11 protein-coding genes are annotated in these 16,022 nt (G+C 61.2%); 9 read left to right on the top strand and 2 right to left on the bottom strand.

Going from position 1 to position 16,022, the window contains the following annotated elements:
* Window positions 1-91: 91 nt before the first annotated feature.
* Window positions 92-1,411, top strand: a complete 1,320-nt coding sequence (locus HZ99_RS07380) for a hypothetical protein (protein ID WP_038442061.1) — start codon at window positions 92-94, stop codon at window positions 1,409-1,411.
* 28 nt (window positions 1,412-1,439) lie between these two features.
* Here HZ99_RS07380 and HZ99_RS07375 read toward each other — a convergent pair whose 3' ends face one another.
* Window positions 1,440-4,733 carry an EAL domain-containing protein gene (locus tag HZ99_RS07375; RefSeq protein WP_038442060.1) on the bottom strand — a complete coding sequence of 1,098 codons (3,294 nt, stop codon included), beginning with the start codon at window positions 4,731-4,733 and terminating at the stop codon, window positions 1,440-1,442.
* Between the two features lie 63 nt (window positions 4,734-4,796).
* The gene (locus HZ99_RS07370) at window positions 4,797-5,687 is read right to left on the bottom strand and encodes a LysR family transcriptional regulator (protein WP_038442059.1); all 891 of its coding nucleotides are present in this window, start codon (window positions 5,685-5,687) and stop codon (window positions 4,797-4,799) included.
* Window positions 5,688-5,833: 146 nt separating this feature from the next.
* On the opposite strand from HZ99_RS07370, the gene leuC reads away from it, so the two are divergent.
* The 8 genes from leuC to truA all read left to right on the top strand — a co-directional run bounded on the left by leuC (window position 5,834) and on the right by truA (window position 15,972).
* Entirely contained in the window at window positions 5,834-7,252 is a 1,419-nt protein-coding gene (gene leuC, locus HZ99_RS07365) for a 3-isopropylmalate dehydratase large subunit (protein ID WP_038442058.1), read from the top strand.
* 10 nt (window positions 7,253-7,262) lie between these two features.
* Window positions 7,263-7,907, top strand: coding sequence for a 3-isopropylmalate dehydratase small subunit (leuD, locus tag HZ99_RS07360; RefSeq protein WP_033901804.1), 645 nt, complete (start codon window positions 7,263-7,265; stop codon window positions 7,905-7,907).
* Window positions 7,908-8,053: 146 nt separating this feature from the next.
* Entirely contained in the window at window positions 8,054-8,821 is a 768-nt protein-coding gene (locus HZ99_RS07355; RefSeq protein ID WP_038442057.1) for a class I SAM-dependent methyltransferase, read from the top strand.
* 48 nt (window positions 8,822-8,869) lie between these two features.
* Entirely contained in the window at window positions 8,870-9,952 is a 1,083-nt protein-coding gene (gene leuB, locus HZ99_RS07350; RefSeq protein ID WP_038442056.1) for a 3-isopropylmalate dehydrogenase, read from the top strand.
* Between the two features lie 64 nt (window positions 9,953-10,016).
* Window positions 10,017-11,129, top strand: a complete 1,113-nt coding sequence (gene asd / locus HZ99_RS07345) for an aspartate-semialdehyde dehydrogenase (RefSeq protein ID WP_038442055.1) — start codon at window positions 10,017-10,019, stop codon at window positions 11,127-11,129.
* Between the two features lie 163 nt (window positions 11,130-11,292).
* Window positions 11,293-12,303 carry an aspartate-semialdehyde dehydrogenase gene (locus HZ99_RS07340; protein ID WP_038442054.1) on the top strand — a complete coding sequence of 337 codons (1,011 nt, stop codon included), beginning with the start codon at window positions 11,293-11,295 and terminating at the stop codon, window positions 12,301-12,303.
* Window positions 12,304-12,465: 162 nt separating this feature from the next.
* Window positions 12,466-15,009 (top strand): FimV/HubP family polar landmark protein, encoded by a 2,544-nt coding sequence (locus tag HZ99_RS07335; RefSeq protein WP_038442053.1) that lies wholly within the window; start codon window positions 12,466-12,468, stop codon window positions 15,007-15,009.
* Between the two features lie 138 nt (window positions 15,010-15,147).
* Window positions 15,148-15,972 (top strand): tRNA pseudouridine(38-40) synthase TruA, encoded by an 825-nt coding sequence (gene truA, locus HZ99_RS07330; RefSeq protein ID WP_038442052.1) that lies wholly within the window; start codon window positions 15,148-15,150, stop codon window positions 15,970-15,972.
* Window positions 15,973-16,022 lie beyond the last annotated feature (50 nt).

Raw genomic sequence — 16,022 nt, 5'->3', positions numbered from 1 at the left:
TCCTGCGCAGGTTTTTTGGTTTGCTGTGTTTGTTTTTTATATATGTATTTTTTTACCGTGTTTTTAATAATGTTCTATGGAAGGGGTTGCTATGAGTGTAAGTATGTTTAATCGGGTATTTAATCAGGGTCATACACTGCGTCATGAGCCCGTCAATAATTCTTCCGTCGATGCCATTTCGACAAGACGTGGCGAAAAGCCCGCGGATATTGTAAATGCCTTTACAGCAACTCCGCGCAATTTTGGTGAGGTTTTTGACAGCAGTACTCATGCAGCGGTCATAAAAATAATGATGATGACCTTTGGACAGAGCCCACACGATATGTTTGAAGACGTGAAAGCTTCGGGTGACGGTTATGATATTACGATGAAGGATGAGTTCAAGGTGCATGTGTCCCATGAGGAATTAAAGCGCACTGCGCAAGCTTCTCGATTTGCCGGCAATGACCGAGCCGCTATCACGGATGCCAACTTTGTGCTCGCCGCGTTTGCCAAGCGTAAGCAGCAGACAGGCGGCCATGGCAGTTTCGAAACGGCTTTATTGAAGAGTCTTGAAGGTGAAACAACGCAAAACTGCCTGCGTGGCATGGGGATGATTGCTTTTGCCCAGTATTTGCCTTCCACGTATATGGCCGCCAGCGGCGCGCTGGGTATCGTGGAAACCCACAATTTTGGTGCGGCACTTGTTATGGATAATATCCAGCACAGTTATGGGGAAAAGCACAGGGTTGATAAAAGCTACGGCTATATGTTGTTCAATGATCAAAAAAAACCTGATGAATCTCCCGTAACGATTGATCCAAGTGCCCGGCATTTATCCAGGGCTCCCTTGGGTGTCCAGCCCGCAAATATCTGGAGTGGCTTTTATCAGGGGGTAGAAGGCAACTGCGTCACGGTCTCCGCGATCAAGGCGGCGATGATGAGGTTTGGGCAAAACCCGCAAGGTATCTTTAAAAACGTTGCGGCCACCGCCGAGGGTTATGAAGTCACCATGAGAGATTCTTTCAAGTTGCGCCTGACCCACGAAGAACTGAAAGAGGCCCAGGCTGCCTCCAACTTGATCGGCAGCGATCCGGCACTGCTGGCCGATGCCAATTTCCTGTATGCCGTGAGTGCCAAGCGCGCGCAGATGGAGAACAACGATAACCGTGGCAACCAGAGTTACGAAGTGGCCATGGAAACCCTGAACGATGGCGAGCACCCCGGCGAGGCCATGCGTCGGTTGGGATTATTTGCCTATATCCGTGAAAGCACGCTCCAAGAGCTGGCCGGAGGGGCGATTGGCACCCTGGCCAACTCCAGTCACTCCATGGCGGTAATTGACGGGATGCTGGACCTGTATGGGCAAAAGCTCAGCCTGGCGCTCTCGGACTGGAAGGGTAGCTTTCATTGGGCGTTGAAGTTGGTCTGATGCTCGGCGCCGGGACTGCGAGTGCTCTTCAGGTCCCCACGCCCTGACTCAATAACTGCGTGAGTGCGTCCAGGGGCAATGGCCGGCTGTGCAAGTAGCCTTGATACAAATGGCAACCCAGCCCTTGCAGGAACGCCAATTGCTCGGGAGTTTCCACGCCCTCGGCAATCACTTCCAGGTTCAGGCTGCGCGCCATGGCCACGATCGCGCGGATGATCTCTGCATCATTCGGGTCGTGGGTGGCGTCCCTCACAAACGATTGATCGATCTTCAAGGCATCGACCGGCAGGCGCTTGAGGTAGGTCAACGACGAATAGCCAGTGCCGAAGTCGTCCATGGCAAAGCTGACCCCGAGTTTTTTCAGGCGACGCATCTTGGCAATGGTGTCGTCCAGGTTCTGGATCACGATGCCTTCGGTGATTTCCAGTTTCAGCAGGGTAAAGGGCAGTTGGTGCTGTTTGAGGCTGCGCTCCACCCGCTCGACAAAATCGTTCTGGCGAAACTGCCGAGGGCTGATGTTCACGCATAGGCTGAAGCCCTGCGGTTGCACCAGGCCGTCGGCGATCAGGCGGGCAAAGGCACCACACGCTTCGTCGAGGATCCAGGTGCCGACTTCGAGGATTAGCCCGCTGTCTTCCAGGACCTTGATGAACTCTGTGGGCGATTGCGCGCCCAGTTGTGGATGCTGCCAGCGCACGAGTGCTTCGGCGCCGACAATGCGATTGCCCCGGGCATCGACCTGGGGTTGGTAATGCACACTGAACTCGCCCCGGGACAGCGCCAGGCGCAGGTCTGTCTCCATGCGCAGGCGCTCGCTGGCGGTGCGTTGCATGCTGTTATGGAACATCTGTGTGGCGTTGCGCCCCGAATCCTTGGCCCGATACAGGGCAATATCGGCGCGCTTGAGCAAGTCCGCCGGGGTCGAGCCGTGGTCGGGAATCAGCGCCACGCCGATGCTGGGGGTGACCTGCAAGCGGTGGCCGTCGAGGAACATCGGCTCCGACAGCAGCTCGCGCAGGGTGTCGGACAGCGATTGCACCTGGTTGCTGACCTCCATCCGCGAACCTTCCAGGCCGCTGAGCAGCACGACGAATTCATCGCCCCCCAGGCGCGCTACGGTGTCCTCCATGCGCACGCTGGCTTCCAGGCGCGCAGTGACGATTTTCAGCACGGTGTCGCCCACCGGGTGCCCCAGGGAGTCGTTGATGTGTTTGAAGTGATCCAGGTCCAGAAACAGCAGCGCGCCCCGCAGGTTGTGGCGTTTGAGCAAGGCAATCTGCTGGCTCAGGCGGTCCATCAACAAGGCGCGATTGGGCAGGTTGGTCAATGGGTCGTGATAGGCCAGGTGCCGGATCTGCGCCTGCGCGCTTTTCAGCAGGCTGACATCACGTGCGGTCAGCAGCAGGCACGGCGTTTCATTGAGGGTAATGGGCTCGACCGATACTTCCACGGCCAGCAACTCGCCGCGCTTGTTGTGCCAGAGCATATCCAGATGATGGATACGGCCCTTGATCTGCAATTCGGCCAGCAGCGCGGCGCGCTGGTTTTCATCGGCCCAGATACCGATCTGGTACAGCGTCAGGCCAATGGCCTCTTCGGCACGGTAGCCAGTCAGGCGACAGAAACCGTCATTGACCTCCACATAGCGCCCGGTGTCGCGTTCGGTAATAGACACCGCGTCGGGGCTTGAGTGGAAGGCCTTGGCGAATTTTTCCTCGCTGGCCTTGAGTGCCGCCTCGGAACGCTGTTGCTGGGTGATATCGCGCAGGGTGGTCACCACGCAGCGCTGGTGGCCGACCTTGATCAGCCGGCTGGAAATCATACAGGTCAGGCGCTGGCCAGTTTTGTGATGGACGATGATTGCCACATTGTTAAGCGCCTGTTCGCGGATCACCTGTTCGATACGCTGTAAGCGTTGGGTGGGCTCATCCCACAGGCCGATCTGCTCGGCGGTATGGTTGATGACTTCGGCGGCGCTCCAGCCAAAGGTCTGAGTGAAGCTGGGGTTGATTTCGACGAATTCGCCGCTGGCAAGGCTCGTGACGCAGATCGGGTCGGGGCTGGCCAGAAACAGGCTGGCGAACTTCTCTTCCGAGGCGCTCAGGCGTTGTTCGCGTTCCACCTGGTCGGTGATGTCCAGCAGCGTGCCCGCCATGCGCACTGGCGTACCCTGTGCATCACGGTAGAGCCGGGCACGGCTTTCCAGGTAGCGCGAGCTGCCGTCTTCCAGTTGCACGCGGTAGGTCAATTGGTAATTACCCGCCGGCCCTTCGCGCAGGGTGCGATAGGCGTCACGCATGCTGGCCCGCTCTTCATCGGGCATGCCTTCAAAAAACGCCTCGAAAGACTCATGGAACGGGTGCGGATCCAGGCCATGCAACTGGGCGGCTCGCGCCGAGCCATAGAGCATGCCGCTGGGGATATGCCAGTCCCAGGTGCCCAACTGGGCCGAGTCCAGGGCCAGGTCCAGGCGTTCCTGGCTGTCCTTGAGAGCCTGTTCGGCGTTTTTGCGTTCGGTGGTGTCGAGGAAGGTGCTGATCAGGTAGGCCTGGCCGTCGAGCTCGACCTTTTGCGCACTGAGGGTACCGTCATGGATCTGTCCATTGCTGGCACGAAATTGCACTTCCATGGTGATGGGTTCGCCCTTGCGCTGGGTCGCCCTGACCAGCAAGTCCCGTTGCTCCGGGTGTACCCATAGCCCCAGGTCGAGGGTGGTGCGGCCAATGGCATCGGCTACCGGCCAGCCGAACAGGCTTTCAAAATACTGGTTGGCCTCGCTGATCAGACCGTCTTCCTGGCGAGTCAGCAGGACCATGTTGGGGCACAGATGAAACAGGGTAGCGAAGCGTTTTTCCGAATGACCCAGGGCATGTTCGCGTTCGCGCTGCTGGGTGGTTTCGCGAATCACTCCGATCATGCGTCGGCGCCCGGACGCGTCCGGCAGCAGGCTGCCGCTGATTTCCAGCCAGTGCAGGCTGCCATCCGGCCACTGGATACGGTGGTGCATGGCGTGCTCGAAGGGGGCGCCCGCGAGGACGGCGTGAAAGGCCCGGATCACGCGGCCGCGGTCCTCGGCGGCGAGCAGGTCGAGGTAGTCCAGGTCCTTGGGCAGCGGCTGCCGGGGATCGAAGCCAAACAGCGCCTGGGTACCTCGCGACCAACTGATCCGCCCGCTGTCGATATCCCAGCTCCAGGCACCGAGCCGTGCGGCATTGAGCGCGGCCAGCAACTGTGGGGCGTTGTCCCAGCTTTGTTCGGCCTGCTGGGGGTCCAGGGCGTGAATGCGCGGCAGCGGCGGCACGGGATCGACAGGGTTGGGCATTATCAAGGGGCCTTGGCTCGATGGTCATTCGGCGCGGGAACAGGGTCTACAGGCCGCACGGCCTCATGCCGGCATCCCAGCCGGATCGACCTGTGCATCCAATAGGCTCATGAAGGCCCGCGCAGCGTTCGACAGCGTCCTTTCGGTGTGCACGATATAGCCTAGCTGGCGACTGAGCTGTATGCCCGGTAAAGCGATGCTGGCCACCTGATCATCGAGCATGGTGCGCGGCAGAACGCTCCAGGCCAGGCCGATGGAGACCATCATCTTGATGGTTTCCAGGTAGTTGGTACTCATGGCGATGTTCGGCGTCAGGCCCTGGGTCTCGAACAGCCGGTGCACGATATGGTGGGTAAAGGTATTGCCGCCGGGGAATACCGCCGGGTGTCGGGCAATGTCGGCCAGGCTGATGGTGCCGTTACTGGCCAGGTTATGTTCGGGCGCTACCACGAAATCCAGGGGGTCATCCCACACCGGCGTGGCCTGCACGAGGCTGTGGGGCTCCGGCGCCAGGGTGATGACGGCCACCTCGGCCCGGCCATGGAGAATTTCCTCGTAGGCGACTTCCGAATCGAGGAATTGAATATCCAGCGCTACGTTCGGGTATTTTCGGGTGAACGTACGCAAAACCGGGGGCAGGCGGTGCAGGCCGATGTGATGGCTGGTGGCCAGAGTCAGGCGCCCGCTGACTTCGCCGGTCAGGTTGGTCAGGGCGCGCCGGGTGTCGTCCAGCACATTGAGGATCTGATAGGCCCGCGGTAGCAGGGCGCGTCCGGCCTCTGTCAGGCCCACTTCACGACCCAGTCGATCAAACAGACGCACCTTCAGTTGCTGCTCCAGGCCGGCGATGCGCTTGCTGATTGCCGGTTGTGTCAGGTGCAGGCGTTCCCCGGCCCCGGAGAAGCTGCCGGTTTCGGCGATGGCGATAAATGCATTGAGGTTGGCCAGGTCCATGGTGGTATTCCAGTGGGTTATCCAAAGCATGAAAAATATGAATTTGAGTTATTTAATGTAACGCCATAGCATCAGCCTCACAAGCCAAAGGGTTATTGAATCGTTCAACGCCCAGGGCATAGAAAGACGCTGATGAGGACCGACTGATGGCCGGCAAAACGCTTTACGACAAACTCTGGGATTCCCATGAAGTGAAACGGCGCGATGATGGGTCATCGCTGATCTACATCGACCGTCACATCATCCATGAAGTGACCTCGCCCCAAGCGTTCGAAGGCCTGCGACTGGCCGGGCGCAAGCCTTGGCGCGTCGACTCGATCATCGCCACCCCGGACCACAACGTGCCGACCACCCCGGAACGCAAGGGCGGTATCGAAGCCATTGCCGACCAGGTCTCGCGTTTGCAGGTCCAGACCCTCGACGACTATTGCGACGAGTACGGCATCACCGAGTTCAAGATGAATGACGTGCGCCAGGGCATCGTCCACGTCATCGGCCCGGAGCAGGGGGCGACCTTGCCGGGCATGACCGTGGTCTGCGGTGACTCCCATACCTCGACCCATGGTGCGTTCGGCGCCCTGGCCCACGGTATTGGTACTTCCGAGGTGGAGCATGTGTTCGCCACCCAGTGCCTGGTCGCCAAGAAAATGAAGAACATGCTGGTGCGGGTCGAAGGCACCTTGCCCTTCGGCGTGACGGCCAAGGACATCGTGCTGGCAGTGATCGGCAAGATCGGTACCGCCGGCGGCAACGGTCATGCCATCGAATTTGCCGGCAGCGCTATTCGCGACCTGTCCATCGAAGGCCGCATGACCATTTGCAATATGTCCATCGAAGCCGGTGCCCGCGTGGGCATGGTGGCGGCGGATGAAAAAACCGTCGAGTACGTCAAGGGCCGTCCATTCGCTCCGCAAGGCGCCGATTGGAGTGCCGCCGTAGAGGCGTGGAAAGACCTGGTTTCCGACGCCGATGCGGTGTTCGACACCGTGGTCGAACTCGACGCGGCCCAGATCAAGCCGCAAGTCAGCTGGGGCACCTCGCCGGAAATGGTCCTGGCCGTTGATCAAAACGTCCCAGACCCGGCCAGGGAAACCGACCTGGTCAAGCGCGGCTCCATCGAGCGGGCCTTGAAGTACATGGGCTTGAAAGCCAACCAGGCAATCACCGACATCCAGTTGGACCGTGTGTTTATCGGTTCTTGCACCAACTCGCGGATCGAAGATCTGCGGGCTGCGGCGGTGATCGCCAAGGGCCGCAAGGTGGCTTCGACCATCAAGCAGGCCATTGTGGTGCCAGGTTCGGGCCTGGTGAAGGCCCAGGCTGAAGCCGAAGGCCTGGACAAAATCTTCCTCGAAGCCGGTTTTGAATGGCGCGAACCGGGTTGCTCGATGTGCCTGGCGATGAACCCGGACCGTTTGGAGTCCGGCGAACATTGTGCGTCCACCTCCAACCGTAACTTCGAAGGGCGCCAGGGCGCTGGCGGCCGTACCCATCTGGTCAGCCCGGCCATGGCCGCCGCGGCGGCTGTCAACGGTCGTTTCATCGACGTCCGCGAATTGATCTGAGGAATACCCGATGAGAGCTTTTACCCAACACACAGGTCTTGTCGCGCCGTTGGATCGTGCCAACGTGGACACCGACCAGATCATCCCCAAGCAGTTCCTGAAGTCGATCAAACGCACCGGTTTTGGTCCCAACCTGTTCGATGAGTGGCGCTACCTGGACGTGGGCTACGCCTACCAGGACAACTCCAAGCGCCCGTTGAACAAGGACTTCGTGCTCAACGCCGAGCGCTATCAGGGCGCCAGTGTCTTGCTGGCGCGGGAAAACTTCGGCTGCGGCTCCAGCCGTGAGCACGCGCCGTGGGCCCTGGAAGAATACGGTTTTCGCAGCATCATCGCGCCGAGCTATGCCGACATTTTCTTCAACAACAGCTTCAAGAACGGTTTGTTGCCGATCATCTTGACCGACGCAGAAGTCGACGAGCTGTTCAAACAGGTGGAGGCCGAAGAGGGCTATCAGCTGACCGTCGACCTGGCCGCGCAAACCGTGACCCGCCCGGACGGCAAGGTGTACCACTTTGAAGTGGATGCGTTCCGTAAACACTGCCTGATCAACGGCCTGGACGACATTGGCCTGACTTTGCAGGACGGCGATGCCATTGCAGCGTTTGAAGCCAAGCACCGGGCCAGCCAGCCTTGGTTGTTTCGTGATGCGTAATTCTATGTAGGCTGGACTGGCCCCTTCGCGAGCAAGCCCGCTCCCACATTCGACCGCATTTCAACTGAAGGAACTCGGTCGAATGTGGGAGCGGGCTTGCTCGCGAAAGGGCCTGTATGAGCAACACAAAAGCCAGGAGCATCACCATGACCACCACCGCCCACACCCAAGTCGTGCAAAAACAATTCGGCGAACAGGCCTCGGCCTACCTGAGCAGTGCCGTGCACGCCCAGGGCAGCGAATTTGCACTGCTGCAGGCCGAACTGGCCGGGCAGGGCGCTGCACGCTTGCTGGACCTGGGCTGTGGCGCCGGTCACGTGAGTTTCCACGTAGCACCGCTGGTCAAAGAAGTGGTGGCCTACGACCTGTCGCAGCCGATGCTCGACGTGGTTGCCGCCGCCGCGGCGGACCGGGGCCTGGACAATATTCGCACCCTGCACGGCGCCGCGGAGCGCTTGCCGTTCGCCGATGGCGAGTTCGACTTCGTGTTCAGCCGCTACTCGGCCCATCACTGGAGTGACCTGGGCCTGGCCCTGCGCGAAGTGCGCCGGGTGCTCAAGCCGGGCGGCGTGGCAGCCTTTGTCGATGTCTTGTCACCGGGCAGTCCGCTGTTGGACACTTATCTGCAAACCGTCGAAGTGCTGCGTGACACCAGCCACGTGCGCGATTATTCGGCCGGCGAGTGGATGCGCCTGCTCAGCGAAGCCGGCCTGCATGTGCGCAACAGCAGCCGCCAGCGCCTGCGCCTGGAATACACCTCGTGGGTCGAGCGCATGCGCACGCCAGAGGTATTGCGCGCCGCGATCCTGGCGTTGCAAAAGGCGATGGGCCAGGAAGTCCGCGACTATTTCGAGATTCAAGCCGACGGCACCTTCAGCACCGACGTGCTGGTGGTCTGGGCCGAACGCAAATAATTTTCCCGACCTGCCCATGGGCAGGTCGCCCGATGAAATGAGGAAAGCATGAGCAAGCAGATTCTGATTCTCCCTGGCGACGGTATCGGTCCGGAAATCATGGCCGAAGCGGTCAAGGTCCTGGAATTGGCCAACAGCAAGTACGGCCTGGGCTTTGAATTGAGCCACGACGTGATCGGCGGCGCGGCCATCGACAAGCATGGCGTGCCCCTGGCTGACGAAACCCTGGACCGTGCCCGCGCGGCCGATGCAGTGCTGCTCGGCGCCGTGGGCGGGCCGAAATGGGACAAGATCGAGCGTGACATCCGCCCGGAGCGCGGTCTGCTGAAAATTCGTGCGCAACTGGGCCTGTTCGGCAACCTGCGCCCGGCGATCCTCTACCCGCAACTGGCCGACGCGTCGAGCCTCAAGCCGCAAGTGGTCGCGGGCCTGGATATCCTGATCGTGCGCGAGCTGACCGGCGGTATCTACTTCGGCTCGCCACGGGGCGTGCGTGAGTTGGAAAATGGCGAGCGCCAGGCCTACGACACCCTGCCGTACAGCGAGAGCGAAATCCGCCGTATCGCCCGCGTCGGTTTCGACATGGCCCGTGTGCGCGGCAAGAAGGTCTGCTCGGTAGACAAGGCCAACGTCCTGGCCTCCAGCCAGTTGTGGCGCGAAATCGTCGAAGAAGTGGCCAGGGACTACCCGGACGTCGAGCTGAGCCACATGTACGTCGACAACGCCGCCATGCAACTGGTGCGCGCACCGAAGCAGTTCGACGTGATCGTCACCGACAATCTGTTCGGCGATATCCTGTCCGACCAGGCCTCGATGCTTACCGGTTCCATCGGCATGCTGCCGTCGGCGTCCCTGGACACCAACAACAAGGGCATGTACGAGCCGTGCCACGGTTCGGCGCCGGATATCGCGGGCCAGGGCATTGCCAACCCGCTGGCGACCATTTTGTCGGTATCGATGATGCTGCGTTACAGCTTCAACCTGGCGGATGCGGCGGATGCCATCGAGCAGGCGGTGAGCCTGGTGCTGGACCAGGGCCTGCGCACCGGCGACATCTGGTCCCAGGGGTGCACCAAGGTCGGGACGCAGGAAATGGGCGACGCAGTAGTCGCCGCGCTGCGGAATCTGTAATCTCTCGGGCCCGCTTGCAGTTGTTGCTGCAAGGCGGCCCACTTTTTAACAAGGTGTAGTTGCGATGAAACGTGTAGGTCTGATCGGTTGGCGCGGTATGGTCGGTTCCGTGCTCATGCAGCGGATGCTGGAAGAGCAGGATTTCGATCTTATTGAGCCGGTGTTTTTCACCACTTCGAATGTCGGTGGCCAAGGGCCGTCCGTGGGCAAGGATATCGCCCCGCTCAAGGACGCCTACAACATTGAAGAGCTCAAGACCCTCGACGTCATTCTGACCTGCCAGGGCGGCGACTACACCAGCGAAGTCTTCCCCAAACTGCGCGAAGCCGGCTGGCAGGGCTATTGGATCGACGCGGCGTCCAGCCTGCGCATGCAGGATGACGCGGTGATCATCCTCGACCCGGTCAACCGCAAGGTCATCGACCAGCAGCTCGACGCCGGCACCAAGAACTATGTCGGCGGCAACTGCACCGTCAGCCTGATGTTGATGGGCCTGGGCGGCCTGTTCGAAGCCGGGCTGGTGGAGTGGATGAGCGCCATGACCTACCAGGCGGCCTCCGGTGCCGGTGCGCAGAACATGCGTGAGCTGATCAAGCAGATGGGGGCGACCCACGCTGCCGTTGCCGATCAACTGGCCGACCCGGCCAGCGCGATCCTCGACATCGACCGTCGTGTGGCCGAGGCCATGCGCAGCGAAGCCTACCCGACCGAGAACTTCGGTGTGCCATTGGCCGGCAGCCTGATCCCATGGATCGACAAGGAACTGCCGAACGGCCAGAGCCGTGAAGAGTGGAAGGCCCAGGCCGAGACCAACAAGATCCTCGGGCGCTTCAAGAACCCGATCCCGGTGGACGGTATCTGCGTGCGCATCGGCGCCATGCGCTGCCACAGCCAGGCGCTGACCATCAAGCTCAACAAAGATGTGCCGATTGCCGATATCGAAGGGCTGATCAGCCAGCACAACCCATGGGTCAAGCTGGTGCCCAACAGCCGTGAGATCAGCATGCAGGAGCTGAGCCCGACCAAGGTTACCGGTACCCTGAATGTGCCAGTGGGGCGTCTGCGCAAGCTGAACATGGGCACCCAGTACCTGGGCGCCTTCACCGTGGGTGACCAACTGCTGTGGGGCGCGGCCGAGCCGTTGCGCCGGATGTTGCGGATCCTGCTGGAGCGTTGATCGCTTCATGGTGTTAAAGGAACCCGCGCCCTGGTGACAGGCGCGGGTTTTTTGTTGTGCCTGGGGCCGTCATCGCGGGCACACCACAAAGCCCAGGCCAATTGCCTCACCCCCCACCACCCGGTAAAGTGCCGCTCCCCCCGCAATGCCCGAGGCAGCCTCCATGACCCAGACCTTTGATATCGCCGTAATCGGCGCCACCGGTACGGTTGGCGAAACCCTGGTGCAGATCCTCGAAGAACTGGACTTCCCGGTGGGCGCCTTGCACCTGCTGGCCAGCAGCGAGTCGGCCGGCGCGTCGGTGCCGTTTCGCGGCAAGAATGTGCGGGTACGGGAAGTCGATGAGTTCGATTTCAGCAAGGTACAACTGGCCTTCTTCGCGGCAGGCCCTGCGGTCACCCTGAGTTTTGCCCCGCGCGCCACGGCAGCCGGCTGCTCATTGATCGACCTGTCTGGCGCCTTGCCGGCCGAACAGGCGCCCCAGGTTGTGCCGGAAGCCAATGCCCAGGTGCTGGACGATTTGAAAAAGCCCTTCCAGGTCGGCAGTCCAAGCCCGTGCGCCAGCTACCTGGCGGTGCTCCTCGCACCGTTGCGCGGCCTGTTGGACATCCAGCGTGTCAGCGTCACTGCCAACCTGGCCGTGTCTGCCCAGGGCCGTGAAGCCGTCAGCGAATTGGCCCGGCAAACTGCCGAGCTGCTGAATGTGCGGCCCCTGGAGCCCAGGTTTTTTGACAGGCAAATGGCCTTCAACCTGTTGGCCCAGGTCGGCACGCCCGACGCGCAGGGCCACACCCCCCTGGAAAAGCGCCTGGTCCACGAACTGCGCAGCCTGCTTGAATTACCTTTGCTGAAGATTTCCGCGACCTGTGTTCAAGCTCCGGTGTTTTTTGGCGATAGCCTGAGCGTGTCCCTGCAACTGGCGGCGGCTGTGGACCTTGGTGCAGTGAATCGCCTGTTGGCGTCGGCGCCGGGCATCGAGCTGGTGGAAGAGGGTGATTACCCTACAGCGGTTGGGGATGCGGTCGGTCAGGACGTGGTCTACGTTGGCCGGGTGCGGGCCGGTATTGACGACCCAGCGGAACTAAACGTGTGGCTGACGTCAGATAACGTACGCAAAGGTGCTGCGCTTAACGCCGTGCAGCTGGCACAGTTGTTGATAAAACGCCTTGTGTAAAAGATACTTGGCGGCAATTTGTAGATTGATTCTAGCCAAGCGCTATGCTTGGCCCCATGCAGGAAAAGTTGCGCGTCGGTGACCCATCGGCTCGCCATGCCGAATGGCAGCGGTACCCAACCTTCTCGCGAGCCGAGGAGTGTTCAAACAAAGGATGAGGCTATGGTTCAAGTTCGCAAACTGGTGTTAGCAATAGCGGCCGTCTCGGCGCTGTCCTCCGGTATGGCGCAAGCGCTGCAACTTGGGGAGATGACCCTCAAGTCGAAGTTGAACCAGCCGTTGTCGGTGGAGATCGAGTTGCTCGACGTGGGTGGGCTGACAGCTTCCGATATCGTGCCTAGCCTCGCGTCTTCCCAGGCCTTTGTGGATGCGGGTGTCGATCGCCGGGCGTTCCTCGATGAGCTGACGTTCACACCGGTGCTCAACCCCAGCGGTCGCAGCGTGGTTCGCGTCACGTCCAGCAAACCATTACCCGATTCCTATGTGCGCTTCCTGTTGCAGGTGCAATGGCCCAATGGCCGGCTGATGCGTGACTACAGCGTATTGCTGGACCCGGCCAAGTTCGAGCAACAGGCCCCGCAGGCCGGCGTCCCGGCGCCGCGTCTCGCAGCACCTGCCACCGGCGGCGTAAGCAAGGCGCCCGAGCACACCACGACTTCCCGGGATACCCTCTGGGAAATCGCCGCGAAAAATCGCAATGGCGGCTCGATCCAGCAGACCATGCTGGCGATCCAGGCGCTGAATCCGGATGCATTTGTCGACGGCAATATCAACCGCATGAAAACCGGCCAGGTATTGCGCCTGCCGGATCCGGTACAAAGCACCAGCCTGCCGCAACCCCAGGCGATTGCCGAAGTGACAGCGCAGAACGCGGCCTGGCGCCAGGGGCGTCGCGGCGCCACCAATCAGGCCGCGGGGCGTCAGCAACTGGACGCCACCAAGCGCACCCAGGCCGGTGCTGCGCCGTCGCAAACAGCCGCCAAGGACAACCTGAGCCTGGTCTCGGCCGAGGCCGCCAAGGCGGGTGTCAAAGGCGCGGCGGGTGATAGCAAGGCCTTGAGCAACAAGTTGGCAGTGACCCAGGAAAGCCTGGATTCGACCCGCCGTGAAAATGAAGAACTGAAAAGCCGCATGACTGACCTGCAGAGTCAGTTGGACAAGTTGCAACGGTTGATCGAACTGAAGAACAACCAATTGGCCAAGTTGCAGGCAGAGGGCGGCGTCCCGGCGCAGCCTGCGGTGATGCCTGCCGAGTTGGCTGCAGCACCTGCTGCATCGGCTTCGGCCGCCGAAGCGCCTGTGGCTGCACCCGTGGAAAGCCCGGTTGAGCCTGCGCCCGTGGCCAGTACCGAAGGCAAATACAATGACCTGCTGACCAGCCCCATCGTTCTTGGAGTGATCGGCGGTGCTGCTGGCCTGTTAGTGTTGTTGCTCCTGCTGCTATGGGCGCGGCATCGCAATGCGCGCCTGGAAGAGGAAAAACACCTGCGCATGGCGCGAGCACTGGCCGAGGAGCCGGAGTTTTCCTCGAAGCTTGAACAGGACTTGTCGTCGGACAGCTTCGAAGGCCTTGAAGTCCCGGCGGCAAACGTCAAGCTGGCTCCAGCTCCAGCTCCAGCTCCAGCTCCAGCTCCAGTCCCGGTGGCGCCTGTACCAGCCCCAGCGACCAGCATGGCTCCGCCGAGCAAGCCCATCATCGAGCCCGGCTCCTCCGACGCCCTGGCACTGGCCCAGTCCCACCTGGACCGTGGGCACTTGAACCAGGCAGCAGCCGTACTTGAGGAGGCGATCCAGCTGGAGCCCAAGCGCAGTGACCTGCGCCTCAAACTCCTGGAAGTCTACGGCCAGCAGGGCGACAAGGATGGCTTCGTGACCCAGGAGCGCCAACTGGTCGCCAACGGCGAGAATCACGCTCAGGTCGAACTGTTGAAAAGTCGCTACCCGGCCATGGCCGTGCTGGCGGCGGGCGTCAGTGCGGCAGTCGCCGCCGCTGCGCTGGATGCACAGTACGTCAAGGACCTGCTCCAGGAAGAACCGGCGCCTACCGCCACGGCTGAAACCGACGCTTTCGATACTGACTTCGACCTGAGCCTGGATGACCTGGAGGCCGCATCGCCGGCAGTGGTTGCGCCCGAGGTCGATGACCTGAGCTTTGAATCGGTATTGCAACAGCAGACCGACACCAAGGCCGGCGAGGACGATCTATCGGATTTCGACCTTGACTTGCAGTTGGATGCGCCGGTTTCCCAGTCCGACGATGACTTCCTCTCGGGCCTGGAAGAGCAGATGAAAGATCTGCCACCGGTAGAGCCGCCCACTCTGGCGCCGGCCGCACTGGGCGATTTTGACTTGCCGGAAGACTTCGACCTGTCCCTGGCCGACGAACCCGCGCCATTGGACAAGCCGGATGCGTTCGCTTCGGAGCTTGACGATGTCAACGCCGAGCTGGAGCGCCTGTCGCAGAGCCTGGAAAGCCCGTCGATCGAGCCGAGCTTCACCGCTGAAGACGCGGCCAAGGGTGACGACGAGCCGGAGTTCGACTTCTTGTCGGGTACCGACGAAGTCGCCACCAAGCTGGACCTGGCCCAGGCCTATATCGACATGGGTGATGAAGGCGGTGCGCGTGACATCCTGGCCGAAGTCCTCACCGAAGGCGATGACGGCCAGCGCAGCGAAGCCAAGGAAATGCTCAGCCGCCTGGCCTGACCGCTTTTGTAGGAGCCGGCAAGCCGGCTCCTGCGGTTTTAGGCGTGGCGTTGCTGCTTCGCCGCTTTATAATGGCGACCTCTGCGCAACTCATCAGGCTCTCAGCTCTTGGCAAATATAGATAACGCGGCCGCCGAAATGGCGGCCGCCGGCTTTTTCAGAATCGCCCTGGGCGTGGAATACAAAGGTTCGCGCTATCGCGGCTGGCAACGCCAGGCCTCTGGCGTGCTGACCGTGCAGGAAACCCTGGAGAAGGCCCTGTCGAAGGTCGCCGACTCGCCGGTGTCATTGATGTGTGCCGGGCGCACCGACGCGGGCGTACATGCCTGTGGGCAAGTGGTGCATTTTGACACCCAGGCCGAGCGTTCGATGAAGGCCTGGGTCATGGGGGCCAATATCAATCTGCCCCATGATGTCAGCGTCAGTTGGGCCAAGGTCATGCCGGCGCACTTCCACGCGCGATTCAAGGCCATTGCCCGGCGTTACCGCTATGTGATCTACAACGATCAGATCCGTCCGGCGCACTTGAACGAAGAAATCACCTGGAACCACCGTCCGCTGGACGCCGAGCGCATGGCCGAGGCGGCCCGGCACCTGGTAGGGGTCCACGATTTCAGTGCGTTCCGCGCCGGCCAGTGCCAGGCCAAGTCGCCGATCAAGGAGGTCCATCACCTACGGGTGACACGCCATGGCAAAATGATTGTCCTGGATATCCGTGCCGGGGCGTTTCTGCACCATATGGTGCGCAATATCGCCGGGGTGCTGATGACCATTGGCACCGGCGAGCGCCCGGTGGAGTGGGCCAGGGAAGTGCTGGAGAGCCGGGTGCGGCGTACCGGTGGGGTGACGGCGCATCCGTTCGGCCTGTATCTGGTGGATGTGGAGTACCGCGAGGAGTTCGAGCTGCCGCAGCGTTTCATCGGGCCACACTTCCTCACAGGCTTCACTGAACTTGGCGGCTGACGCCCGGAAAAGCATTTGTTACCATCCGGGACTTTCCTGGACAGCCCCTT

Origin of the sequence: Pseudomonas fluorescens (assembly GCF_000730425.1) — a bacterium.
Taxonomy (GTDB): Bacteria; Pseudomonadota; Gammaproteobacteria; order Pseudomonadales; family Pseudomonadaceae; genus Aquipseudomonas; species Aquipseudomonas fluorescens_X.
Note: the sequence above shows the minus strand (reverse complement) of the source record. Positions and strands in the feature narration are given on the sequence as shown.

Excerpts from the sequence above, each read along its gene's own strand:
- leuC (WP_038442058.1), top strand. The coding sequence starts at position 5,834 with ATGGCCGGCAAAACGCTTTACGACAAACTCTGGGATTCCCATGAAGTG.
- leuD (WP_033901804.1), top strand. The coding sequence starts at position 7,263 with ATGAGAGCTTTTACCCAACACACAGGTCTTGTCGCGCCGTTGGATCGT.
- truA (WP_038442052.1), top strand. The coding sequence starts at position 15,148 with ATGGCGGCCGCCGGCTTTTTCAGAATCGCCCTGGGCGTGGAATACAAA.
- HZ99_RS07370 (WP_038442059.1), bottom strand. The coding sequence starts at position 5,687 with ATGGACCTGGCCAACCTCAATGCATTTATCGCCATCGCCGAAACCGGC.
- HZ99_RS07380 (WP_038442061.1), top strand. The coding sequence starts at position 92 with ATGAGTGTAAGTATGTTTAATCGGGTATTTAATCAGGGTCATACACTG.
- leuB (WP_038442056.1), top strand. The coding sequence starts at position 8,870 with ATGAGCAAGCAGATTCTGATTCTCCCTGGCGACGGTATCGGTCCGGAA.
- asd (WP_038442055.1), top strand. The coding sequence starts at position 10,017 with ATGAAACGTGTAGGTCTGATCGGTTGGCGCGGTATGGTCGGTTCCGTG.
- HZ99_RS07375 (WP_038442060.1), bottom strand. The coding sequence starts at position 4,733 with ATGCCCAACCCTGTCGATCCCGTGCCGCCGCTGCCGCGCATTCACGCC.
- HZ99_RS07335 (WP_038442053.1), top strand. The coding sequence starts at position 12,466 with ATGGTTCAAGTTCGCAAACTGGTGTTAGCAATAGCGGCCGTCTCGGCG.
- HZ99_RS07355 (WP_038442057.1), top strand. The coding sequence starts at position 8,054 with ATGACCACCACCGCCCACACCCAAGTCGTGCAAAAACAATTCGGCGAA.
- HZ99_RS07340 (WP_038442054.1), top strand. The coding sequence starts at position 11,293 with ATGACCCAGACCTTTGATATCGCCGTAATCGGCGCCACCGGTACGGTT.